The 22,420-nt window shown below is 72.1% G+C and carries 20 protein-coding genes; 10 read left to right on the forward strand and 10 right to left on the reverse strand.

Annotated features, from left to right (window positions below):
• Positions 1-20: 20 nt before the first annotated feature.
• Positions 21-1,001 carry a sugar ABC transporter permease gene (locus ACFWEP_RS01110; protein WP_328719925.1) on the reverse strand — a complete coding sequence of 327 codons (981 nt, stop codon included), beginning with the start codon at positions 999-1,001 and terminating at the stop codon, positions 21-23.
• A 35-nt stretch (positions 1,002-1,036) separates the two neighbouring features.
• Positions 1,037-2,440, reverse strand: a complete 1,404-nt coding sequence (locus ACFWEP_RS01115) for an ABC transporter substrate-binding protein (protein WP_387363518.1) — start codon at positions 2,438-2,440, stop codon at positions 1,037-1,039.
• Between the two features lie 134 nt (positions 2,441-2,574).
• Here ACFWEP_RS01115 and ACFWEP_RS01120 point away from each other — a divergent pair, with 134 nt between their 5' ends.
• The 7 genes from ACFWEP_RS01120 (at position 2,575) to ACFWEP_RS01150 (ending at position 9,954) form a co-directional block, all read left to right on the forward strand.
• Positions 2,575-3,621, forward strand: a complete 1,047-nt coding sequence (locus ACFWEP_RS01120; RefSeq protein ID WP_387363521.1) for a zinc-binding alcohol dehydrogenase — start codon at positions 2,575-2,577, stop codon at positions 3,619-3,621.
• Positions 3,622-3,749: 128 nt separating this feature from the next.
• Positions 3,750-4,562: a sugar phosphate isomerase/epimerase family protein gene (locus ACFWEP_RS01125; protein WP_387363524.1), complete on the forward strand. Its 813-nt coding sequence runs from the start codon at positions 3,750-3,752 to the stop codon at positions 4,560-4,562.
• On the forward strand, positions 4,559-5,968 hold the full coding sequence (locus tag ACFWEP_RS01130; RefSeq protein ID WP_387363527.1) for a trehalase family glycosidase: 1,410 nt from the start codon (positions 4,559-4,561) through the stop codon (positions 5,966-5,968). Before ACFWEP_RS01125 ends, ACFWEP_RS01130 begins: the two co-directional genes overlap by 4 nt.
• Positions 5,965-7,938 carry a glycogen debranching N-terminal domain-containing protein gene (locus ACFWEP_RS01135; RefSeq protein ID WP_387363530.1) on the forward strand — a complete coding sequence of 658 codons (1,974 nt, stop codon included), beginning with the start codon at positions 5,965-5,967 and terminating at the stop codon, positions 7,936-7,938. Before ACFWEP_RS01130 ends, ACFWEP_RS01135 begins: the two co-directional genes overlap by 4 nt.
• 205 nt (positions 7,939-8,143) lie before the next feature.
• Positions 8,144-8,704 carry a hypothetical protein gene (locus ACFWEP_RS01140; protein ID WP_387363533.1) on the forward strand — a complete coding sequence of 187 codons (561 nt, stop codon included), beginning with the start codon at positions 8,144-8,146 and terminating at the stop codon, positions 8,702-8,704.
• A gap of 118 nt (positions 8,705-8,822) precedes the next feature.
• Positions 8,823-9,296, forward strand: coding sequence for a hypothetical protein (locus tag ACFWEP_RS01145; protein WP_387363541.1), 474 nt, complete (start codon positions 8,823-8,825; stop codon positions 9,294-9,296).
• A gap of 139 nt (positions 9,297-9,435) precedes the next feature.
• The gene (locus ACFWEP_RS01150) at positions 9,436-9,954 is read left to right on the forward strand and encodes a hypothetical protein (protein ID WP_387363544.1); all 519 of its coding nucleotides are present in this window, start codon (positions 9,436-9,438) and stop codon (positions 9,952-9,954) included.
• A gap of 291 nt (positions 9,955-10,245) precedes the next feature.
• Here ACFWEP_RS01150 and ppc read toward each other — a convergent pair whose 3' ends face one another.
• Complete coding sequence (gene ppc, locus ACFWEP_RS01155) at positions 10,246-12,978, reverse strand: phosphoenolpyruvate carboxylase (RefSeq protein ID WP_387363547.1); 2,733 nt, start codon at positions 12,976-12,978, stop codon at positions 10,246-10,248.
• A 350-nt stretch (positions 12,979-13,328) separates the two neighbouring features.
• Between ppc and ACFWEP_RS01160 the strand changes: the two genes are divergently transcribed.
• Both ACFWEP_RS01160 and ACFWEP_RS01165 read left to right on the forward strand, forming a co-directional pair.
• On the forward strand, positions 13,329-14,336 hold the full coding sequence (locus tag ACFWEP_RS01160) for an acyl-CoA desaturase (protein ID WP_387363550.1): 1,008 nt from the start codon (positions 13,329-13,331) through the stop codon (positions 14,334-14,336).
• On the forward strand, positions 14,333-15,019 hold the full coding sequence (locus ACFWEP_RS01165) for a TetR family transcriptional regulator (RefSeq protein WP_387363553.1): 687 nt from the start codon (positions 14,333-14,335) through the stop codon (positions 15,017-15,019). Before ACFWEP_RS01160 ends, ACFWEP_RS01165 begins: the two co-directional genes overlap by 4 nt.
• A gap of 80 nt (positions 15,020-15,099) precedes the next feature.
• Here ACFWEP_RS01165 and ACFWEP_RS01170 read toward each other — a convergent pair whose 3' ends face one another.
• From ACFWEP_RS01170 to ACFWEP_RS01180, 3 genes are all read right to left on the reverse strand, one after another.
• Positions 15,100-15,669: a Uma2 family endonuclease gene (locus tag ACFWEP_RS01170; RefSeq protein ID WP_387363676.1), complete on the reverse strand. Its 570-nt coding sequence runs from the start codon at positions 15,667-15,669 to the stop codon at positions 15,100-15,102.
• 149 nt (positions 15,670-15,818) lie between these two features.
• Positions 15,819-16,541, reverse strand: a complete 723-nt coding sequence (locus tag ACFWEP_RS01175) for a hypothetical protein (RefSeq protein WP_387363555.1) — start codon at positions 16,539-16,541, stop codon at positions 15,819-15,821.
• A gap of 102 nt (positions 16,542-16,643) precedes the next feature.
• Positions 16,644-17,447, reverse strand: coding sequence for a trans-aconitate 2-methyltransferase (locus ACFWEP_RS01180; RefSeq protein WP_387363558.1), 804 nt, complete (start codon positions 17,445-17,447; stop codon positions 16,644-16,646).
• An 87-nt stretch (positions 17,448-17,534) separates the two neighbouring features.
• On the opposite strand from ACFWEP_RS01180, the gene ACFWEP_RS01185 reads away from it, so the two are divergent.
• On the forward strand, positions 17,535-18,032 hold the full coding sequence (locus tag ACFWEP_RS01185) for a MarR family winged helix-turn-helix transcriptional regulator (protein WP_387363561.1): 498 nt from the start codon (positions 17,535-17,537) through the stop codon (positions 18,030-18,032).
• Here ACFWEP_RS01185 and ACFWEP_RS01190 read toward each other — a convergent pair.
• The 4 genes from ACFWEP_RS01190 to galT form a co-directional block, all read right to left on the reverse strand.
• Entirely contained in the window at positions 17,991-18,761 is a 771-nt protein-coding gene (locus ACFWEP_RS01190) for a DNA-binding response regulator (protein WP_387363564.1), read from the reverse strand. The genes ACFWEP_RS01185 and ACFWEP_RS01190 overlap by 42 nt on opposite strands.
• 427 nt (positions 18,762-19,188) lie before the next feature.
• The gene (gene galK, locus ACFWEP_RS01195) at positions 19,189-20,373 is read right to left on the reverse strand and encodes a galactokinase (protein WP_387363567.1); all 1,185 of its coding nucleotides are present in this window, start codon (positions 20,371-20,373) and stop codon (positions 19,189-19,191) included.
• A complete protein-coding gene (gene galE, locus ACFWEP_RS01200) occupies positions 20,370-21,353 on the reverse strand; it encodes a UDP-glucose 4-epimerase GalE (protein WP_387363571.1) in 984 nt (327 codons plus the stop codon). The genes galK and galE overlap by 4 nt, the downstream gene beginning before the upstream one ends.
• On the reverse strand, positions 21,350-22,393 hold the full coding sequence (gene galT / locus ACFWEP_RS01205) for a galactose-1-phosphate uridylyltransferase (RefSeq protein WP_387363574.1): 1,044 nt from the start codon (positions 22,391-22,393) through the stop codon (positions 21,350-21,352). Before galT ends, galE begins: the two co-directional genes overlap by 4 nt.
• Between the last annotated feature and the right edge of the window lie 27 nt (positions 22,394-22,420).

Genomic DNA, 22,420 nt, shown 5'->3' on the forward strand with positions numbered 1-22,420 from the left:
TGCGACGGACGGGGCGGTGGTCATGCCTGCTCCTCCTGGACCTTCTTGCCGAAGAACATGAAGTAGAGGCCCAGCAGGACCATGAGGACGAGGGCGAGGATCAGCGCCTGGGCGGAGGCCGCACCGACGTCGAAGCGCGAGGTGAGGAAGTCGTACACGCGGACCGCGACGACGTCCGTGCCCGAACCGCCCCCGGTGAGCAGGTAGATGTCGTCGAACTTGTTGAACGTCATGATGAAGCGCAGGACGGACAGCAGGGCGATGACGGGCATCATCTGCGGCAGCAGGATGTGACGGAAGCGCTGCGAGAGGGTGGCGCCGTCGACCTCGGCGGCCTCCTCCAGGCTGTCCGGGACCGCCTGGAGCCGGGCCAGCATGAAGAGGAAGGCGAACGGGAAGTAGCGCCAGGACTCGAAGGCGATGACCGTGAGCAGCGCGAGCGGGATGTCGAAGTGCGCGCCGAGCAGGCTGACTTCGTAGGAGCGGGTGGAGAGGAAGGCGATCGGGTCGTCCCAGCCGAGGAGCTTGCCGCCCCACTCGTTGACGATGCCGTACTGCGGGCTGAGGGCCACCTCCCAGACGAAGGAGACGGCGACGACCGGTGCGACGTACGGCAGCAGCATCGAGGCGCGCAGGATGCCGCGGCCCCGGAAGGGCTTGCGCAGCGCGAGGGCCGCGACCAGGCCGAGGAGGATGGAGCCCGCGGTGGCGCCGACCGTGTAGAGCAGGGTGGTGCCGAGACTGCTCCAGAAGCCGGGCGAGCCGAAGACCTGCTGGAAGTTGTCCAGGGTCCAGTTGCCGAAGAGGCCGTTCTCCTGGATGTCGACGAGCTTGGCGTTCTGGAAGGCGAGCAGCACGGTCCACAGGATCGGCAGGATCACCACGACCAGGACGACCAGGAAGGTCGGGGTCACGAAGGCGAGGCCCGCGCGGTTCTCCCGGCTGCTGGTGGTCCGTGGACGTCCGCGGCGCACCGTCGCGCCGCTGGTTTTCGTACTCATGGGTCGGTTACCTCGGGGGGAGAGCGGCCGTGCGGCTACTGGAGGGACTTCTGGAGGGCTGCCACTTCGTCGTTGGCTTCCTCGGCCGCCTCGTCGGGTGAGGTCTGGCCGCTGGTCATCGCTCCGATGGCCTTGGCGACGGGCAGTTCGCCGTTGGTGGCTCCGACGAGGGCGCCCTGGCCCTGGGCGAGGCCCCACCGCTTCATGTCGCCGACTCCGGAGACGAGGCGGTCGAGGAGTTCGGAGGGGTAGGCCTTCTGCATGGACTCGCGCTTGTCGACGCCCATGACGCTGGCGCGCCAGGCCTTCTGGAAGGCGCCGGGGTCGGTGGCGGTGCCGGTGCGGACCGGGATCTTGCCCTCGGGGGCCATGCCGAACCAGTCCTCGTACCCCTTGCCCATCATGTACTCGATGAACTTGGCGGAGGCGCCGGTCTCGGCGGTCTTGGTGACGGCCCAGGAGGTGATCTCGCCGAACTGGGCGGGTTCCTTGCCGTCGGGGCCCTGGAGGGAGGTGACGATTCCGGTGTTGCGGGCGAGGAACCCGGGGTCGTCCTTGCACGCGGCGCAGCTGGGCAGCGCGTCGGAGCGCAGGCCGGCCAGCTCGTCCAGGAGGAACGAGGACCAGACCATCATGGCGGACTTGCCGGAGAAGTAGGTGGCGCGGGTGGAGTCCACGGTCTGGGTACCGGGGGCGCCGTGCTTCCCGCCCAGTTCGTCGTAGGCGGCGAAGGCGGTGCGGCAGGCGGCGGAGTCGAGGGCGGGGGTGCCGTCGTCGTCCACCAGTTGGCAGCCGTTGGCGAGGGCGAGGTCCTCGAAGCTCTGCTGGGTGAAGGCGTCCGAGGGGTCGGTGGCCAGCGAGATGCCGTCGACGGGGCCCTTGTCGAGGGTCTTGGCGGCCTTCAGGGCGGCGGCGTAGGTGTCGGGTGCGCCGAGTCCGGCCTTGGCGAAGAGGTCCTTGCGGTAGACGAGGAGCTGGAGCCAGGCGTCGGAGGGGACGGCGAGGGTGGTGCCGGAGTCCTCGGTGAGCCCCAGGGCGTTGGCGTTGAAGGTTCCGGCGCCGAGGTCGTCGACGATCTTTCCGGCGACCTTCGTGTTGAGCAGCCCGCTGCCGTACATCTGCCAGACCTGTCCCATGGGGACGGCGCCGATCACGTCGGGGAGGTCACCGGCGGCGGCCGCGGACATGATCAGCTGCGGGAGCTGGGCCTCGTCCACGCCGACCAGGTCGACCTTGATCCCGGTCTCCTTCTCGAAGCGGCTGACCACCTTCTTCGTCGCCGCCATGCGCGGTGCCAGGTTCTCCTGCGACCAGACCGTGATCCGGTTGTCCGGCTTCTCGGCACCAGTGCTGCCGGAGCAGCCCGCGAGCAGACCGGCTCCCAGGGTCGCGGCGAGTCCGAAGAGGGTCGCCTTCGACCGTCGGGTCTTCAACACCATGCTGTTTCCTCACGCCACTTACGCACTTCCATGACGCATCTCAGCACCACTTTTGCTTATTGACAAGACATAACTCTGAGATATCTTCGACCTAAGTCAGCAGCAGTCACCTCTCAGCACCAACGGAGACCCCCGTGGAACGCGTCGTCCAGTTCACCGGCCCTCGCCAGGTAGAAGTCGCCGAGCACGAGAGCGCCGCCCTCCCGGCGGGCCACCTGCGGGTCCGTACGCGCTACTCCGGCATCTCCGCGGGCACCGAGCTCACCGCCTACCGGGGCACCAACCCCTATCTGACGCGGACCTGGGACGCCGAGGCCCGCATCTTCCGCGACGGCGCCGCGGGCATCGAGTACCCGGTGGCGGGCTGGGGGTACTCCGAGGTCGGCGAGGTCACCGAGGTCTCTCCCGAGCTGACCGCCGTACCCGGGATGCCGGCCGTGGGCGACCTGGTCTGGGGCATCTGGGGCCACCGCAGCGAGGGCATCGTGCCCGCCGAGCGGATGGTCGGTCACACCCTCCCGGCCGGGCTCGAACCGCTGGCGGGCGCTTTCGCCCGCGTCGGCGCCATCGCGTACAACGCGGTGCTGTCCGCCGACATCCACCTCGGTGAAGAGGTCGCCATCTTCGGGCAGGGCGTCATCGGCCTGCTCACCACCCGCCTCGCCCAGCTCAACGGCGCCCGCGTCACCGCCGTCGACGCCCTCGACGGCCGGCTCGACACCGCCCGCTCCTACGGTGCGCGCCGCACCCTGAACGCCCGCACCGACAGCGTCGCCGAGCGCGTCCGCGAGGCCACCGGCGGCCTGGGCGCCGACGTCGCCATCGAGATCAGCGGCGTCTACCCGGCCCTCCACGAGGCGCTGCGCTCGGTGACCGTGGGCGGCCGGGTGGTGGCCTCCGGCTTCTACCAGGGCGACGGCGCCGGGTTGCGGCTCGGCGACGAGTTCCACCACAACCGGGTCCAGCTCATCTGCTCCCAGATCGGCGGGGTCCCCCCGCAGCTGGCCGGCCGGTGGACCGTCGAACGCCTCCAGCAGACCTTCCTCTCGCTGGTCGCCGAGGGCCTGGTCGACGTGAAGTCCCTGGTCAGCCATGTCGTCCCGGTGGCGGACGCCGCCGACGCCTACGTCCTGCTGGACGAGCGTCCCGCCGACGCCCTCCAGGTCGTCCTGGAGTTCTGAGCCGCACTCCGGCCCCACCCCGCGCGTCCCGCCGGTACGGGACACCCCGTCCCGTACCGGCCCCGCTCCTCGCCCCGCCCCGCCCCTCCCCCGTGCGCCGCCCGCCGGCGGCGCCCGAAAGGCCACTCATGCCGAAGACCTCGCTGAAGACCGCCTGTCAGGAGCAGCTGCTCCCCGGTGACACGCTCCAGGAGAAATGGGCGTTCGCCCAGGACGCCGGGTTCGACGCCGTCGAGCTGCGCTCGCGGGGCGACTTCCACTTCCGGGACCGCCTCCCCGAGCTGAAGCGGGCGCTGGCCGACGGCGTCGTCATGCCGACCGTCTGCGTCGAAATGCTGCACTTCTTCGCCGCGTTCGACGACGGCCTGCGCAAGGACGCCCTGGCGCAGATGAAGTCGCAGCTCAGCGTCGCGGCCGAGATCGGCGCGCGGGGCGTGCAGACGCCGGCGTCGTACGGGATGTTCTCCCGCCGGCTGCCCCCGTTCGAGCCGCCGCGCTCCGAGGAGGAGGACCGCGAGGTGCTCCTCGCGGGTCTCACCGAGCTCGGCGAGCACGCCCGCGCGGAGGGCGTCACCCTCTACCTGGAGCCGCTCAACCGGTACGAGGACCACATGGTCAACCGGCTGGACCAGGCTGTCGACCTGCTGCGCACGGTGGGCCTGGACTCGGTGAAGATCGGCATCGACAGCTACCACATGAACATCGAGGAGGCCGACCCGTCGGCCGCCATCCTCGCCGCGGCCCCGTACATCGGCCACGCGCAGGTCAGCGACTCCAACCGGTTCCAGCCGGGCGCCGGTCACCTGGACTGGCCGGCCTGGATCGGCGCGCTGCACACCATCGGTTTCGACGGCTACCTCGCCGCCGAGTGCCGCCTGACCGGCGACCCGGTCGAGGCCGTCCGCTCCATCCCGGCGTTCCTGCGGAGGTCGGGCGCGTGACCTCGCTCCTCGTCGGTCCCCCGGCAACCGCCTCCGCCGAGGCCCTCGGGCGGGGTGCGGCCCGGGTGCTCCTCGCCAACTGGACGGGCGCCTCGACCGTGCCGTCCCGCGGCCTGTACCCGCACCAGTGGAGCTGGGACTCCGCGTTCATCGCGATCGGCCTGCGCCACCTGTCGGTGCGGCGGGCCCAGCGCGAGCTGGAGACGCTGCTGCACGCGCAGTGGGAGGACGGCCGGGTCCCGCACATCGTGTTCAACCCTTCGGTCCCGCACGACGCGTACTTCCCGAGCCCAGACTTCTGGCGCTCCTCCAGCGCCGGAGCGGCGGCCGGTGCTCCCGCCGGTACCGAGACCTCCGGAATCGTGCAGCCCCCGGTGCACGCCCTGGCCGCCTGGCTGGTGCACCTCGCCGACCCGGAGGACTCCCGCCGGCGCGGCTTCCTGCCCCGGGTCTACGGGCGTCTCGCCGCCTGGCACGACTACCTCACCGGCCCCCGGGACCTGGGCGGCGGCGGTCTCGCGGCCATGGTCCACCCGTGGGAGCCGGGCATGGACAACAGCCCGTGCTGGGACGCGCCGCTGGAGCGCGTGGAGCCCGCGACCGCCGGCTCGTACCGGCGCGCCGACCTCGACCACGGCCAGCCCTCCGAGCGGCCCACCGACCTGGACTACGGACGGTACGTACGGCTCGCCACCGACTACCGCGACGGCGGCTACGCCGACGCGGGCACCGGCCACGCCTTCGCCGTCGAGGACCCCTGCGTCAACGCGCTGCTGATCGTCTCGGAGCACGCGCTCGCCCGGATCGCCGCCGAGACGGGCGCCGACCCGGCGCCGCACGAAGAGCGCGCCGCCCGCCTCACCGAGGCTCTGGTGGAGCGGCTCTGGTCGCCGCAGGCGGGCATGTTCCTCTGCCGCGACCTGGTGAGCGACGAGCTCATCCCCGAGAAGAGCGTCGCCGGACTGATCCCGCTGATCGTCCCCGGCCTCCCGCCGGAAATCGTCGACGCGCTGGTCGGCACGGCCGAAAGCCCCGCCTTCCGGCTCGGCGAGGTCCCGATGGTCCCCTCGTACGACTTCACCGGCACCGCCTTCGACCCGTCCCGCTACTGGCGCGGCCCCGCCTGGTTCAACACCAACTGGCTGCTGGAGCGCGGCCTGCGGCAGTACGGGCACACCCGCGCGGCCGACCGGCTGCGCGCGGCGATGCTGACGGCGGCCGGTGGCAGCGGCTTCGCGGAGTACGTGGACCCCGTCACCGCCGAGGCCCGCGGCACCCGTGACTTCGGCTGGACGGCCGCGCTGACACTGGACCTGCTGGTGTCGGCCGAACAGGACGGACAGGACGGAAGCGGTGTTCCCGGCCCCGGGGATCCGCAGGACGCGACGGTCGGAGCGCACGCATGACGGCCGGCACCGGACTCACCCTGGTCCGCGCGGGCACGTTTGCGGTGCTCGGCGCGGACGGCGGGATCACCGGCCGCCGGGGCGCCTCCCCGGACGGCCTCTTCCGCCGGGACGCCCGCCACCTGAGCCACTGGACCCTGACCGTGGACGGCGCCGTTCCCGGAGTCCTCGTACCGGCTGCGGGAGAGGCGTGCGCACAGAGCGTACTGACCCCGCCGGGCACCCGCGACGAGCCGCCCGCCTACACGGTCTTCCGTGAACAGGCTCTCGGGGACGGCTGCCTGACGGAACGCGTCCGGCTGGTCGGCAACCGCGACGAAGCGGTGTCCGCCGTCCTGGGCATCACCGTGGACGCGGACTTCGCCGACCAGTTCGAACTGCGGTCGGACGGGCGCCGTTACGACAAGGACGGGGCGCGACGCACCGCGACGCCCATGCCGGACGGGGTGGTCTTCGCCTACGGGCGCGGCGAGGACTGGCTGTCCCGGACGACGGTGTCCTCGGTCCCCGCCCCCACCGAAGTCGCTCCCGTCGAAGGGGAGGAGACCGCGCGGGTGCTGCTCTGGCACCTGGAGGTACCGGCCCAGGGCGCGGCCGAGCTGCTGCTGACCGTGACCGCGCAGCCGAACGGGGCACCGGTGCCCGGCCCTTCGGTCACACCGGCCGCGGCTGCGGCCGAACAGGTCGCGGACAGCGCGCAGTTCACGGATCCCGCAGGTCCAGCAGCTGCCCTGCCCCTGCCCGCCGACGCTCCGGACGGGCTCGCGGCGGCCTGCGCACGCGGGCTCGGCGATCTGGCCGCACTTCGCGTCCCGGCGCTCGGACCCGACGGCGAGCACCTGCGGGTGCCGGGGGCGGGTGTGCCGTGGTTCCTGACACTCTTCGGCCGCGACGCCCTGCTCACCTCGCACTTCGCGCTCCCCTACCGCCCCGAGCTGGCGGCGGCCACCCTCGGCGCGCTCGCGGCGACCCAGGGCACGGAGTACGACGCGTTCCGGGGCGAGCAGCCGGGGCGCATCGTGCACGAGATCCGGCACGGCGAGCTGGCCGCGTTCCGCCAGGTCCCGTACGGCCGCTACTACGGCTCGGTGGACGCGACCCCGCTCTTCCTGACGCTGCTGGACGCCCACGCCCTCACCACCGGCGACACCGCGCTCGCCGCGCGCCTCGAACCGCAGGCGCGGGCGGCGGTGGCATGGATGTTCCGGGACGGCGGGCTGGCCGACAACGGCTACCTCGTCTACACCCCGGACCCGGGTGGGCTGGTCAACCAGAACTGGAAGGACTCCGAGGGCGCGATCTGCTTCCTCGACGGCACCCAGGCCGAGGGCCCGATCGCGGTCGCGGAGGCGCAGGGGTACGCGTACGACGCCCTGGTCCGCACCGCACGGCTCGCCCGCACGGTATGGGGCGACGCCGACTGGGCCGACGAACTGGACGCGGCCGCACGGGACATGAGGGACCGCTTCCTGCGGGACTTCTGGATGGACGGCCCGGACTTCCCGGCGCTGGCCCTGGACGGGAAGGGCCGGCAGGTCGACTCGCTCGCCTCCGACGCGGGCCACCTGCTCTGGTCCGGCATCCTCGACGACGAGCACGCCCGCCGGGTCGGCCGGCGGCTGCTGGAGCCCGACTTCTTCTCGGGCTGGGCGATCCGCACCCTCGCGGCGGGACAGCCGGGCTACCACCCGCTCTCCTACCACCGGGGCACCTCCTGGCCGCACGACAACGCGGTCATCGTGCTCGGACTCGCGCGGGCGGGCCTGGCCGACGAGGTCCGTACGGTCTCCCGCGGCCTGCTGGACGCCGCCGGCCACCACGGCGACCGGCTGCCCGAGGTGATGGCCGGCTACGGCCGCACCGACCACCCGAGCCCGGTTCCCTACCCGCACTCCTGCTCCCCGCAAGCGTGGGCGGCGGCGACGCCGCTGGCGATCCTCACGGCGCTCCGGAAGACGGCCGCGAGGTAGTCGCACGAGCCCGCAGGGGCCGCCGTCCCGGCAGCCCCTGCGCGTGCGCCCGGCCTCCGGCCCTCCGTGGTCGCGCGCCCCCGACGGGCATCCACGAAATCGTGTCACGGGCTCCGGAGCTTCACTTCCCAGCGGCTCGGAGCGGGTCGTCCCGCCCCTCGACCGTCGTCGCACGGATCACGGGGGACTGGCAGAATCTCCGCCCATGCCGCACACCTCGTCGATCACCCGCACGCGCGTGGGGGCCCTTCTGGTTGCCACGGGGATGGTGACGGAGGCGGAGGCGTGCGATGCCCTCGAAGCCGCCTCCGGATACGCGCAGGAGACGCTGACTCCGTACGAAACGGCCCGCGCCCTCGATGACTTCGGCGCGGCGGTCTCGGTCCACGGTGACGACATCGACTCCCTCCACGAGGGTTACGCCGCCCTCCTGGTACGGGCCGCGCGGATCGCCGACGCCGCCGTCCGGGACGTGCAACTGGTGCCGGGCGAGGGCGGGTTCGCGGACGGACGAGCGGACCTGCTGGAGTTCGACCGGGACGGCGTACACGTGTCCGTCCGTGCCGAACACTTCGCGGACGACTACTTCGACCACCTCGCCGCCTGCGAGGCCGTGGCCCGGACCGTTCACCCCGACGCCCCCCGTACGTGGCGGTCCGTGGACTTTCCGCGCGAGCCGCACGCGACGTACGACAGCATCATGGTGCTGGCCACGCCCGAACAGGCGGATGCGCTGCGGGAGTACCTGGGGCTCCGGATCGGCTGACGGCAAGGGAGGGGGATCGGTCCCGAGAACGCCCAACTCCCGACAATCTCACCGCTTCCCCATCTCTTTCAGGCGGCAAGTTGACCAAGGGCATCGTTCTGCCCAAAGATCGGCCCCCATGGACAAGCGGACCCCCTCCCAGCACGCGGCCCTGATCGGCCGCACCGGCGCGATGGCCCTGGTCACCCTGCTGTTGCTCGTCTCGGGCGGGTGGGCGTCGTGGGAGACCGCGCACCACATCATCCTGGCCAAGGGCCGCGAACACGGCACCTTGACCGTGACCGGCTGCGGCGAGGACACCTGCACCGGTACGTACGCCCCGGACACCCAGTCCCCGCCGCGCTCGGGGGTGATCGTCACGCGCTCGGTGGCGGCACAACGCGGCGACGCGTTCCCGGTGGTGCTGAAGCCCGGCACCGCCGAAGCCGTACGTACCGGCGTCCCCGGATTCCTGCACGCGTGGCTGCCGTTGGGAGGCGCGCTGATCCTGGCGTCCCTGGTCCTGGGCGGCGGGCTGCGCCTGACCCGCACGGCGTGGACGGCCGGGGTCGCGGGGGCGACGCTGCTGGTGGCGACGTTCCTGGCGTTGTAGGGGACAGCGCCCGGTACCGCCGCGACATTCTGCCCCCGGGTGCGGGCGCAGGAGGAAAACGCCGGACGGACGGTGCCGCCCACGTCGTCCGGGCGCGCCCCTCTTCCCTTGCGTGCCAAGGGCGTTGGAGAATCCGCGCATGAATTCGCCTGCGCCCGAACCGACCGCCGACGCGGCTGCCACCTACCTCGCGGCACTCAACCGACGACTGACGGCCGACGGCTGCACCGTGAGGTCGTCGGACTGGAAGGGGCACCCGTCGCTGACCGCCTACCGCGCCGATCGCAAGGCCCGCTGGTTCGGGACGAGGGTCGAGATGTTCGTCTTCGCGGCGGCCGTTCCCGAGATCGACGTGGCCATCCTGAACGAGTTCACCGGGTGGGCCATGAGCTACGCGAAGAGCGCGCGCGGAGGCATACCCGGCGCCCGCAACGTGGCACAGGTGCTCCCCGCACTGGTGAGCACCCGCGTGCGGCCCGAGGCGGCCCAGTGGGCGGCCCAGGACGCCCGCCTCCTCGGCACGACACTGATCAGCCGCCCCCTCACGGTCGAGGCCGCCCCCGGCGCCTCGCTAACCTCGGCATACCGGGGCGGGACCGGCTACGGCGGCCTGTTCACGCGCCACACGCTGGACAAACTCGCCCTCTACTTTCCCTGAGCACGGGCCTGCGGCGGGGCCCCCGCGGGGCCTTGAGCGCGGGGCCTTGAGCACGGGGGCCTTGAGCGCGGGGGCCTTGAGCGTGGAGTCTTGAGCGTGGAGTCTTGAGCGCGGGGCGGCAGGGCCGGCCGGTGCCGCCCCGCGCCGTCGGCCCTGGCAGCCCCGTACCGGCGAAGGCCGCACCCCGGTCGGGCCGGGACGGGTGACGTCCGGCGCCCCCGCGACACGAAGGCGCCCCCGCCCGGACCACTGGTCCGGACAAGGGCGCCTGATGCGTCACGTACCGCTGGATCAGCCGGTGTTGCGGAGACCCGCCGCCACGCCGTTGACGGTGAGCAGCAGCGCGCGGGCCAGGAGCGGGTCCGCTTCCTCGCCGGCCGCCGCCGCGTCGCGCTGGCGCTTGAGGAGCGCGACCTGGAGGTAGGAGATCGGGTCCAGGTAGGCGTCACGGATGGCGAAGGTCTGCTGGAGGACCGGGCTGGTGCCGAGGAGCTCGGTGTTCCCGGTGATCCGCAGGACCTCCTGGACGGTGAGGGCGTGCTCGGCCTCGATGACGTCGAAGACGTGCTTCAGCTCGTCGGGGACGAGCGTGTCGACGTAGTGGCGCGCGATCCGCAGGTCCGTCTTGGCCAGCGTCATCTCGACGTTGGACAGGAAGTTCTGGAAGAAGTGCCACTGGCCGTGCATCTCGTCCAGGACGGTGTCGAGACCGGCCTCGCGCAGGGCCTTGAGGCCGGAGCCGACACCGAACCAGCCGGGGACGATCTGGCGGGACTGGGTCCAGCCGAACACCCACGGGATGGCGCGCAGTCCGTCGAGGCCGAGGCCCGAGTCGGGGCGGCGCGAGGGACGCGAGCCCAGGTGGAGCTCGGCGAGCTGGTCGACCGGGGTGGAGGAGAGGAAGTACGCGGGCAGGTCCGGGTCCTCGACCAGCCGGCGGTACGCGGAGTGGGCGGCGTCGGAGACGGTGTCCATGGCCGCGTCCCAGCGGGCCAGCGCCTCGTCGGACTGGCGGGGCGCGGTGTGCAGGGCGGAGGCCTGCAGGGTGGCCGCGACGGTGAGTTCGAGGTTCTCGCGGGCGAGCGCCGGGATGAGGTACTTGTCGGAGATGACCTCGCCCTGCTCGGTCACCTTGATCTCGCCCTCCAGGGTTCCCCAGGGCTGGGCGAGGATCGCGTCGTGCGAGGGGCCGCCACCGCGGCCGACGGTGCCGCCGCGGCCGTGGAAGAGGCGCAGCCGTACACCGTAGCGGTGGGCGACGTCGCGCAGTCGGCGCTGGGCGCGGTGGATCTCCCACTGGGAGGTGGTGATGCCGCCGAACTTCGAGGAGTCGGAGTAGCCGAGCATGACCTCCTGGACGTCGCCGCGCAGCGAGACCAGACGTCGGTACGACGGGTCGGCGAGCATCTCGTCGAGGATGACGTCGGCGGCGCGCAGCTCGTCGGTGGTCTCCAGGAGCGGGACGATGCCGATCTTCGCCCAGCCGGCGTGCAGGTCGAGGAGACCCGCCTCGCGGGCGAGGACCGCCGCCGCGAACACGTCGTCGGCACCCTGGCACATCGAGATGATGTACGACTCGATGACCTCGGGGCCGAAGCGCTCGAACGCCTCCCTGATGGTGTGGAAGACGCCGAGGGTCTTCTCGCCCGCCGCGTCCAGCGGAGCCGGGGTCGGGGCGAGCGGACGACGCGAGCGGAGCTCCTTGGCGAGGAGCTTCTGCCGGTAGTCGCGCGGCATGTCGGTGTAACGCCAGGACTCCTCGCCGAGCCGGTCGAAGAGCTGGCCGAGGGCGTGGTGGTGGGCGTCGGCGTGCTCGCGTACGTCCATGGTGGCGAGCTGGAGGCCGAAGGCGCCCAGCGTACGGATGGTGCGGTCCATCCGGCCGTCGGCGAAGAGGCCGCCGCGGTGCTCGCGCAGCGAGGTCTGGATGAGGGTGAGGTCCGCGAGGAGCTCGGAGGTGCCGAGGTAGTCGCAACCGGCGCGGTGCGGGGTGCCCTTGGCGAGGCGCTCGCGGGTGTTGACGAGCTTCTGGCGGATGCAGGTGGCCTTGAGCCGGTACGGCTCCTCGGCGTTCAGCCGCTTGTAGCGCGGGCTGATCTCGGGGAGGCGCTCCAGGTCGGCTTGGAGCGATTCGAGCAGCTCTTCGGTGGCACCCGTGTAGCGGATGGAGTTGGAGAGCAGTCCGCGCAGGTGGTCGATGAGTTCGAGGGCGTCGGTGATGCCGTGCTCGTGCTGGAGGATCAGCACGTCCCAGGTGACGGCGGGCGTCACGTTGGGGTTGCCGTCGCGGTCGCCGCCGATCCAGGTGCCGAAGGTGAGCGGGCGGGTGCCCTCGGGCAGCGGGGCGCCGACGCGCTCCAGTTCGGCGGAGAGGTCTTCGAGCACGTCGCCGACGGCGCCCGTGTGCAGCTCGTCCAGGTAGTAGATGGCGTTACGGGCTTCGTCGGCCGGCTCCGGGCGGACGACGCGCAGCTCGTCGGTCTGCCAGATGAGGTCGATGTTCTCCGCGAGCCGCAGGTCGACGCGGCGCCGGTCCGCCTCGATGACGGGCGTCTCCAGCAGGGCGGCGATGCGGCGGAGCTTGTTCAGCACCGAGCGGCGCGCGGCCTCGGTGGGGTGGGCCGTGAAGACGGGCCGCACGTTGAGGTTCTTGACCGTCTCGCGCAGGTGCTCGGGGTCGGCGTCCTTGAGGCGGTCGGCGGTACGGGCGAGGAGCCCGCCCTCCGCGGCACGCCGGTCGCGCATCTCGTGGGCGCGGTGCACCTGCTCGGTGACGTTGGCCAGGTGGAAGTAGGTGGAGAAGGCGCGCACGAGCTGCGCCGCGGTCTCCAGATCGGTGTCACCGAGAAGCTCGGCCGCCGCTTCGCCGTCCGTGCGGGTGAGGGCGCGAACGCGTTCGACGAGTTCGAGGAGTTCCGGGCCCTCCTGGCGTACCAGGGTCTCGCCCAGCAGGTCGCCGAGGCGTCGGATGTCGGCCCGCAGTTCGGGGCTGCTGGCGGCAGGGGTCTGGTCGGCACTGCTCACAGTGTGCGGCTCCTTGCAGTGGTTGAGCACGAATCCGGGGCCAACGGCCGCAGCGTGCTGTTGCCGCCCCCGGGACGAGCGGGGTGCGGACCGCGCTGTCCGACCCTTCCAAGGATATGTGGCACCGGCGTCGGCGCGTCCGGTGGCCTCACAGGGTGGGACGGCGGGGGCATACGACGGCCGGAGCCGTACAGGCTTTACCCGTACGGGGGCAGGAGATACCACGAACGGCGCACGGAACGTGGTCTGGTGGTGTGGGCCGCGTCACTGCAGTACTTACGATCCCGTAGGTTACGGTCCCGTAGCCAAGGCCGATTCCGATTTGTTCTCCTCACCCCCCGGGGGACCACATGACCATCAGCCCCGATCTGGCCGACCAGCCGGACCCACCGACACCAGGGCCTGCTTCCGATCCACTCCCCTCCGCCACGCTGGGCGGCGACAGCAAGCGGTCGATCGAACAGATCGCGCTGCTGCTCTTCATCGTGGTGCCGTTCGCGGCTCTGGTGGCGGCGGTGCCGCTGACCTGGGGCCACGGCGTCAGCTGGCTCGATCTGGGGCTGATGGTGGCGATGTACTACATCGGCTGCCACGGCGTCACGATCGGTTTCCACCGCTACTTCACGCACGGCTCCTTCAAGGCGAAGCGCCCGCTGCGCATCGCGCTGGCCGTCGCCGGTTCGCTGGCGGTGGAGGGCCCGCTCGTGCGGTGGGTCGCCGACCACCGCAAGCACCACCGGTTCTCCGACGCCGAGGGTGACCCCCACTCGCCGTGGCGCTTCGGCGAAACCCTGCCGGCCCTGATGAAGGGCCTGTGGTGGGCGCACATCGGCTGGATGTTCAACGAGGAGCAGACCCCGCAGCAGAAGTACGCCCCCGACCTGGTCAAGGACCCGGCCATAAGGGCGATCTCGCGTCACTTCCTGACCTTCACGATCATCTCGCTGGGTATCCCGCCGCTGGTGGGCGGTCTGGTGACGATGTCCTGGTGGGGCGCGGCGACGGCGTTCTTCTGGGGTTCGCTGGTCCGCGTGGCGCTGCTGCACCACGTCACCTGGGCGATCAACTCGATCTGCCACGCGGTCGGCAAGCGCCCCTTCAAGTCCCGCGACAAGTCGGGGAACGTGTGGTGGCTGGCCGTGCTGTCCTGCGGTGAGTCCTGGCACAACCTGCACCACGCGGACCCCACGAGCGCCCGGCACGGGGTGATGCGCGGACAGATCGACTCCAGCGCCCGGCTGATCCGCTGGTTCGAACAGTTCGGCTGGGCGTACGACGTCCGGTGGCCGGACGCCGACCGCATCGACTCACGACGCAAGGAGTCCCGGCGCGAGGCCGTGCCCGCCGACGCGGCATGATGGTCACCGTGGCGACCGACGGCAGCACGAGCAGCGAGAAGAGCAGCCCTCCCCCCGCACGCCGGACCCGGCGGGTCCGGATGACCGGGAAAGAGCGGCGCGAACAACTGCTGGACGTCGGCCGCACCCTCTTCGCCGACAAGGGGTTCGAAGGGACCTCCGTGGAGGAGATCGCGGCACGCGCCGGGGTCTCCAAGCCGGTGGTGTACGAACACTTCGGCGGCAAGGAGGGCCTGTACGCCGTCGTGGTCGACCGGGAGATGCGCCAGCTGCTGGACATGGTGACGGGCGCACTGACCGCAGGGCACCCGCGTGAGCTGCTGGAGCAGGCGGCGTTCGCGCTGCTCGACTACATCGAGACGTACACGGACGGTTTCCGCATCCTCGTCCGGGACTCGCCGGTCGCCCAGTCGACGGGCACCTTCGCCTCGCTGATCAGCGACATCGCCACGCAGGTGGAAGACATCCTCGGCATGGAGTTCAAGGCCCGGGGCTTCGACCAGCGGCTGGCCCCGCTCTACGCGCAGGCGCTGGTCGGCATGGTGGCCCTCACCGGCCAGTGGTGGCTGGACGTCCGCAAGCCCCGCAAGGCGGAGGTGGCGGCGCACCTGGTGAATCTGGCCTGGCACGGCCTGGAGAACCTGGAGTCCAAGCCCCGGCTGATAGGACACCGCAAGAGCTGAGACGCGGTCGCGTACCTACGCGGAAGGGGTCCCCCACTCACGTGGCGGGACCCCTTCGCCGTATGCGGGCGTGCGGGCGGTCAGCGCACCCAGTCCTTGAGGGGTTCGGTGTCGAGGGTGAAGCCGACGGGCGTGGGGATCTCGATGGTCTTGCCGAAGGGGCGGCGCAGGATCTTGGTGTAGGAGCCGGCGTCGGGCTCGCTGTACACGAGGGCCTCGCAGGCGTCGCGGTCGATCAGCACATACACCGGGATGCCGGTCTCGGCGTAGGCGGCGGGCTTCTCTTCCCTGTCCCGCTTGTCGGTGTCGGCGTCGTAGGACGTGACTTCGACGATCATCAGGACCTGATCGGGGAAGGCCCATTCGCCCTGGCCGGCGAAGGCCCCCTCGGGAGCGAGCGCGCCGTCGGGCTTGGCGTTGCCGTTGCGGTAGGTCTCGATCTTCAGGCCGCGTTCGGGGTAGAGCCACAGTTCGGGGCGGTGCTGCATACAGCGCCGCGTGAGCCAGCGGATGATCTCGTCGTGGTCGCCGTCGGGCACGGCCTTGACCCTCAGCCTGCCGTGGACGAACTCCATGCGGACGCCCTCGCGCTCGGCGGCTGCGGCAATGCGCTCGAACTCCTCGGACCGCATCTGGGGCCGGTGTTCCATGACCGTCACAGGGCACCTCCTGGCCCCAGTTTAAGGGCCGCCCGGCGATTCGTGGTGGATCGGTGAGCGGGGTCGGATGCGGTGCGTCGCACGGCGGAGGAGCGTTCACCCGTGCGGAACGCAGCAGGATGCAGCGAGCGAGGAGCCTGTCAGCCGTGCAGCCAGATCCGCAGCGGGCCCGTGGCGGTGAAGCCGTGGCGCAGGGCGGTGTCGAGCTCCTCGCCGTGTTCGTAGCCGACCACCGGCAGCCCGGGGAAGAGCCGGTGCGCCGCGTCCAGGGCCCCGGGCCAGGCGGCGTCCGCGCCTCCGTCCCGGGCGAAGACGTTGGACAGGCCGAGCACGCCCCCGCCCGGCACGCCCTCACTGCGGCTCGCCACCGCCCCTGCGGTGATCCGGCCGTCCGGGGCGCGGGCGGCGAGCAGGAAGGTGCCGGGGTCGTCGAGGAGGGCTGGCCGGAAGAGGTCCGCGTCGCCGCCGCCGTCGTCCCAGGCGTGTGCCCAGGCGCGTACCGCGTCCGGGTCCTCGGCCACCTCCCACGGAGCGCCGGAGAAGGCGGCGGGCGGGCCGGCCGGTCGGTGGATCCACGCGGCCTCGAACAGCACCCGGAAGCCGGCCGCCGTCAGGTCGAGATCGGCGAAGCTGTCCTTGACGGTGGCGCCGGGGGCGGAGAGGTCGATGCGCCCGGTGACCTCGGCCGGATCGGCGCCGGGGACCAGGGTCACCGCGTCGGGGTAGTAGGGCGGCGTGCGGACCGGCGCCGTCCAGGCCTGCGCCCCGAACTCGCCCGGCACCCCGTGGGTGCGGCCCATCACCGCGCACCAGTCGGCGTTGTTCCGGGCGGACATCAGGACCAGGGACCGCTTCGTCGTCATGGGTACGGAGCCTGCGCCGGGGCGGGGCGCTCCGTCGAGGGCTTTTCGCCGGTCACCCGGCGTCCGCGCCGCGGAAACGGCGGTGCGCCGGGAGTGCGGCGCTCACGCCTCCCCCGTCCGGGCGACGGCGAAGATCCGCCGGAACGGGAAGACGGTGCCGTGCGGGCGCTGCGGGTAGGCGGCACGCAGCAGGTCCCGGTACTGGGCGAGGAAGGCGTCGAGGGCTTCGGAATCGTCGGCGAGTGCGGCCAGGACCGGGCGCAGACCGGTGCCCCTGACCCAGTCGAGCACCGGATCGTCGCCGTGCAGGACCTGGAGGTAGGTGGTCTCCCAGACGTCCACCGCGGTGCACCCGGCGGCGGTGAGCCGGTCGTAGTAGGCGGCGGGTTCCAGGACGGCGTCCTCGTGGCGGAGGAGACCGCCCAGGCGGTCGTGCCAGCGGGGGGACTCGGCGAGTTCGCGCATCAGGGCGTGGCTGGGGGCCTGGAAGTTGCTGGGCACCTGGAAGGCGAGGGTGCCGCCGGGGGCGAGGCCGTCCAGCCAGATGGGGAAGCGGTCGGCGTGGCCGGGGACCCACTGGAGCAGGGCGTTGGAGACGATCAGGCCGTACGGCTCCGAGGGGGTCCAGGCCGACACGTCCGCCTCGGCGAAGTCGAGGGTGGCGGTGGCGTGGGCACGGGCCCGCTCCAGCATCTGCGGGGAGTTGTCGTACCCGGTGATCCGGGCCCCGGGCCAGCGGTCGGCGAGGAGCGTCGTGACGTTGCCGGGGCCGCAGCCGAGGTCGGCGATGCGGGGGCGGGGGCCGCCGGGGAGGTCGCCGACCCGGGCGAGGAGATCGAGGAACGGGCGCGTCCGGTGCTCCGCGTGGCGGAGGTACTGGCCGGGGTCCCAGACGGATTCGCTCATGCCTCCAGCATCGACCCAAAGTATCTTGACGTCAAGACACTCGGAATCAAGAGACTTCATGTCGAGGGACCCTCTACACTGATCGACATGGAGGACGAGGTCGACCGTCTGGTCGCAGCATGGCGCCGCGAGCGCCCCGACCTCGACGTGGAACCACTAGAGGTCCTCAGCCGCGTGTCGCGCCTGGCGCGCCACCTCGACCGGGCCCGCCGCATCGCGTTCTCCGAGCACAGCCTGGAGCCCTGGGAGTTCGACGTCCTCACGTCGCTGCGCCGGGCCGGCGCCCCGTACCAGCTCTCCCCCGGCCAGCTGCTGACGCAGACCCTGGTCACCTCGGGCACGATGACCAACCGCATCGACCGGCTGACCAAGAAGAACCTGGTGGAGCGCCTCCCCGACCCCAACGACCGGCGCGGGGTGCTGGTCCGGCTGACCGCCGAGGGGCGCGACAAGGCCGACCAGTCGCTGGCCGGGCTGCTCGACCAGGAGCGTGCCATCCTCGGCGAGCTCTCCTCGCGCCAGCGCGGCGAACTCGCCGACCTGCTACGCCAGTTGACTGCCCCGTTCGACAACGTCCCCGGTTAGCACCACCACTTCGGACGTCAGGTCGACCGGACCCACGCCCGCCCTGCGGGCCAGGGCGACGGCCGCCAGCGTCGAGTGCACCCCGAGTTTGCCCAGGACGTTCTGCATGTGGGTCCGGACCGTGTGCGGCGAGAGGTAGAGCCGCTCCGCCACCGCCTTGCGCCCCAGCCCCGCGACCATGCAGCGCAGCACCTCCCGCTCGCGCGGGGTCAGCGACTCCACCAGCAGTTCGCTCTCCGTGCGGTGTTTGCGCGCGGCCGTCAACTCCCGCAGCACACCGGTGAGCAGGGCCGGCGGCAGATGGGTCTCGCCGCGCAGCACTCCGCGGATGACCGCCAACAGGCGTTGCAGGGAACAGTCCTTGGCGACCCAGCCGCAGGCCCCCGCCTGGAGCGCCGCCGCCGCCCGACGCGGGTCGTCCCGCTCGGCGAGCACCACCGTGCGAACGCCCGGACGCCCTTCGCGGACCCCCGCGACGAGCGAGATCCCGTCGACCGGGCCCCCTTGGTGCGGGACCCCGCCCACCGGGGGCCCGCCGCCCAGCTCCGCGTCGACCAGCATCACGTCGTAGGCGCGGCCCTCGGTCGCGGCACGGTCGAGGCAGCGCAGTGCCGCCGGGCCGCTGCCTGCGGCGGCCACGTCCACGTCCGGCTCGGCGGCGAGCGCCGCGGCGAGCGATTCGGCGAAAATACGGTGGTCGTCAACCACGAGAACCCGGATACGGGCCACGTCTACCCCCCAGTGGAACGGTCCCGGGCCACCGTCCTGAGGCCGGACCCGGGTGAGAACACATCGGGGCGGTCAAGACGCCCGGCCCCGCGGAGGGAGGAACCGTCCGCACGGCCCCGCCGCGCGGACCGAGCCGCCGTCCGTGCCCGGGTGCCGCACCGTCCGTCTCGGCCCTGAACGGCACCGGCCCCCACCGGTGCTGCGCATCAGCGTACGGGCGTACGGGTGGACGGGAAGCCGATTCCGCGGAAGTGACCGTCCCCGGCGTTCGGAGGGTGCTTCCTGTCCCGTCGTGGGACGGAAGTGGACGAATGAGGGCGCATTCTGCACTCGGACACGGAGGTCGCGGGAACGGCGGAGCGCCGGGACACGGCCCGTGGGGCCGGTCCCGGCGCTCGTTCACGCGGGTGGGGTGCGGGCGGGCCGGTCAGACCAGGCGACGCGCTCCCTGCGAGGGGACCGCGGCGAAGACGCCCGGGGCCGCGTGGCCGGTCGCCGCGAAGGCGTCGAGCACGGACTTGGTGACCGCCTCGGCGTCGGACTCCTCGACCAGCACGATCGCCGATCCGCCGAAGCCGCCGCCGGTCATGCGGGCACCGAGCGCGCCGGCCGCGTTCGCGGTCGCCACGGCGAGGTCCAGCTCGGCGCAGGAGACCCGCAGGTCGTCGCGGAGCGAGACGTGGCCCTGGTTGAGCACCGGGCCCGCCGCGCGCACGTCCCCGGCGTCGAGCAGCGCGATGACCTGCTCGACGCGGGCGTTGTCGCTGACCACGTGGCGTACGTAGCGGACGACGGACTCGTCCGCGCCGGCCGCCTCCAGCCGGGCGAGGGCTTCGGGGAGGTCCCCGTGGGCGAGCTCGCGCAGCTTGCCCAGTCCGAGAAGGCGGGCGCCCTCCTCGCAGCCGGCCCGGCGCTCGGCGTACGCGCCGTCGCCCAGCGCGTGCTTGACGCGGGTGTCCACCACGAGCAGCCGCAGCCCGTGCGCGGCCAGGTCGAAGGGCACCTGGCGCACGGTGAGGTCGCGGGTGTCGAGGTGGAGGGCGTGGCCGTCGGTGCAGCAGGCGGACGCCATCTGGTCCATGACGCCGCAGGGCACGCCGACGAAGTCGTTCTCGGCGGCCTGGCCGAGGACCGCCAGCTCGGCGGCGCTCAGACCGAGGCCGAAGAGGTCGTTCAGGGCGAGGGCGACGACCACCTCGAGGGCGGCGGACGAGGAGAGCCCGGCGCCGGTCGGCACGGTGGAGGTGAGCTGGATGTCCGCGCCGGTGATCTCGTGCCCGGCCCGGCGCAGCGCCCAGACCACACCCGCCGGGTACGCGGCCCAGCCGTGGCCCTCGTTCGGGGTCAGGCCGTCGACGGAGAGCTGCACGATGCCACCGGGGACGTCGGTGGAGTGCAGGCGCAGCTGCCCGTCGGTACGCCGGGCGACGGCGGCACGGGCGACGTGCGGGAGGGCGAGCGGCATGACGAAGCCGTCGTTGAAGTCGGTGTACTCGCCAATGAGGTTGACGCGCCCGGGGGCGGCCCAGACGCCTTCGGGCTCGCTGCCGTACAGCACGCGGAAGGAGGCGGCGAGTTCGGCGTCGGTGACGGCGGTGGTGGATTCGGTCATGATGCGGTGTTCTCCTCTCGGCGGGCGAACGCCCAGGCGTCGGCGACGATTCCGGCCAGGCCGGGACGGCTCGGCGTCCAGCCGAGGCGCTCGTGCGCGGTGGCGGCGGAGGCGACGAGGACGGCGGGGTCGCCGGCCCGGCGCGGGGCGGCGGTCTCCGGGATCGGGTGGCCGGTGACCTCGCGGACCGTCTCGATGACCTGGCGGACCGAGAAGCCGTTGCCGTTGCCCAGGTTGCAGATGAGGTGCTCGCCCGCGGTGGCGGCGCCCAGCGCGAGGAGGTGGGCCTCGGCGAGGTCGGCGACGTGGATGTAGTCGCGGACGCAGGTGCCGTCGGGGGTGGGGTAGTCGTCGCCGTAGACGTTGATCGACTCGCGCTCTCCCGCGGCGACCTGGAGGACCAGCGGGATGAGGTGGGACTCGGGGTCGTGGCGCTCGCCGGTGTTCCCGTACGCGCCGGCCACGTTGAAGTAGCGGAGCGAGACGGCGGCCAGCCCGTGGGCGGCGGCCTCCCCGGTGATCATGTGGTCGACGGCCAGCTTGGTCGCGCCGTACGGGTTGGTGGGCGCGGTCGGGTCGGTCTCCGTGATGGGGCTGGAGACCGGCTCGCCGTAGGTGGCGGCGGTGGAGGAGAAGACCAGGGTGCGCACCCCGGCGTCACGCATCGCGGCGAGCAGCGCGGTGGTGCCGCCGACGTTGTTGAGCCAGTACTTCTCCGGGTTCACGACGGACTCGCCGACCTGCGAGAACGCGGCGAAGTGGAGGACGGCGTCGTAGGAGGGGTCGAGCCACTTCGCGGCGTCCTGGATGCGGCCCTCGATGAACTCGGCCCCCTGCGGGACGCCCTCCCGGAAGCCCGTGGAGAGGTCGTCGAGCACGGTGACGGTGTGCCCGGCCTCCAGCAGGTGGGTGGCGACCACACTGCCCACGTAACCGGCGCCGCCGGTCACCAGGTACTTCTTCGGGGTGCTGTTGCTCACTTGCTCGCTACCTCTCGCAGTCGCGTCGCCGCGGTCTCCGGCGGCACGTCGTTGATGAACGCTCCCATGCCGGACTCCGATCCAGCGAGGAACTTCAGCTTGCCGGGCGTGCGACGGATGGTGAACAGCTCCAGGTGGAGGGCGAGCTCCTCGCGACCGGGGGCGCGGAACGGCGCCTGGTGCCAGGCGGCGATGTAGGGGGTCGGGGGCTCACCGGGGCCGAAGATCCGGTCGAAGCGCCTCAGGAGTTCCAGATACATCTGCGGGAACTCCGCGCGGGCCGCGTCGTCCAGGTCACGGAAGTCGGCGACACGGTGACGGGGGTAGAGGTGCACCTCGTACGGCCAGTGGGCGGCGTACGGCACGAAGGCGACCCAGTGCTCGCCGGTGAGGACGATCCGGTCGCCCTCGGCGATCTCACGCGCGACGACGTCCTCGAAGAGGTTGCGTCCGGTCTCCTCGCGGTGGGCGACGGCGGAACGCAACATCATTTCGGTTCGGGGCGTGACGAAGGGGTACCCGTAGATCTGGCCGTGAGGGTGACCGAGAGTCACACCGATCTCGGCGCCGCGGTTCTCGAAGGGGAAGACCTGGGCGACCTGGTCGAGCTCGGCGAGAGCGGCGGTGCGGTCGGTCCAGGCCGCCAGCACGAGGGCCGCCTGGTCCTCGGTGAGGTCGGCGAAGGAGGAGTCGTGGTCGGAGGCGAAGCAGACGACCTCGCAGCGGCCGGAGTCACCGGCGAGCGAGGGGAAGCGGTTCTCGAAGACGACGACGTCGTAACCGTCGTCGGGGATCTCGCTGAGCCGCCCGTCCCGGGAGGGGCAGAGCGGGCACTCGTCGGCCGGCGGGTGGTAGGTGCGGCCCTGGCGGTGGGACGCGATGGCCACCGAGTCCCCGAGGAGCGGGTCACGCCGGACCTCGGACGAGGTGGCGACGGCGTCGAGCGGCCTGCGGTCCACCGCGTCACGCACGGTGCCCTCGGCGGAGTCGTAATAGATCAGTTCCCGACCGTCGGCGAGGGTCGTTGCCGTCTTCTTCACCAGGTTCCTCCAAACATAACTAAACAC

Source organism: Streptomyces sp. NPDC060198, from assembly GCF_042728415.1.
Lineage (GTDB): Bacteria > Actinomycetota > Actinomycetes > Streptomycetales > Streptomycetaceae > Streptomyces.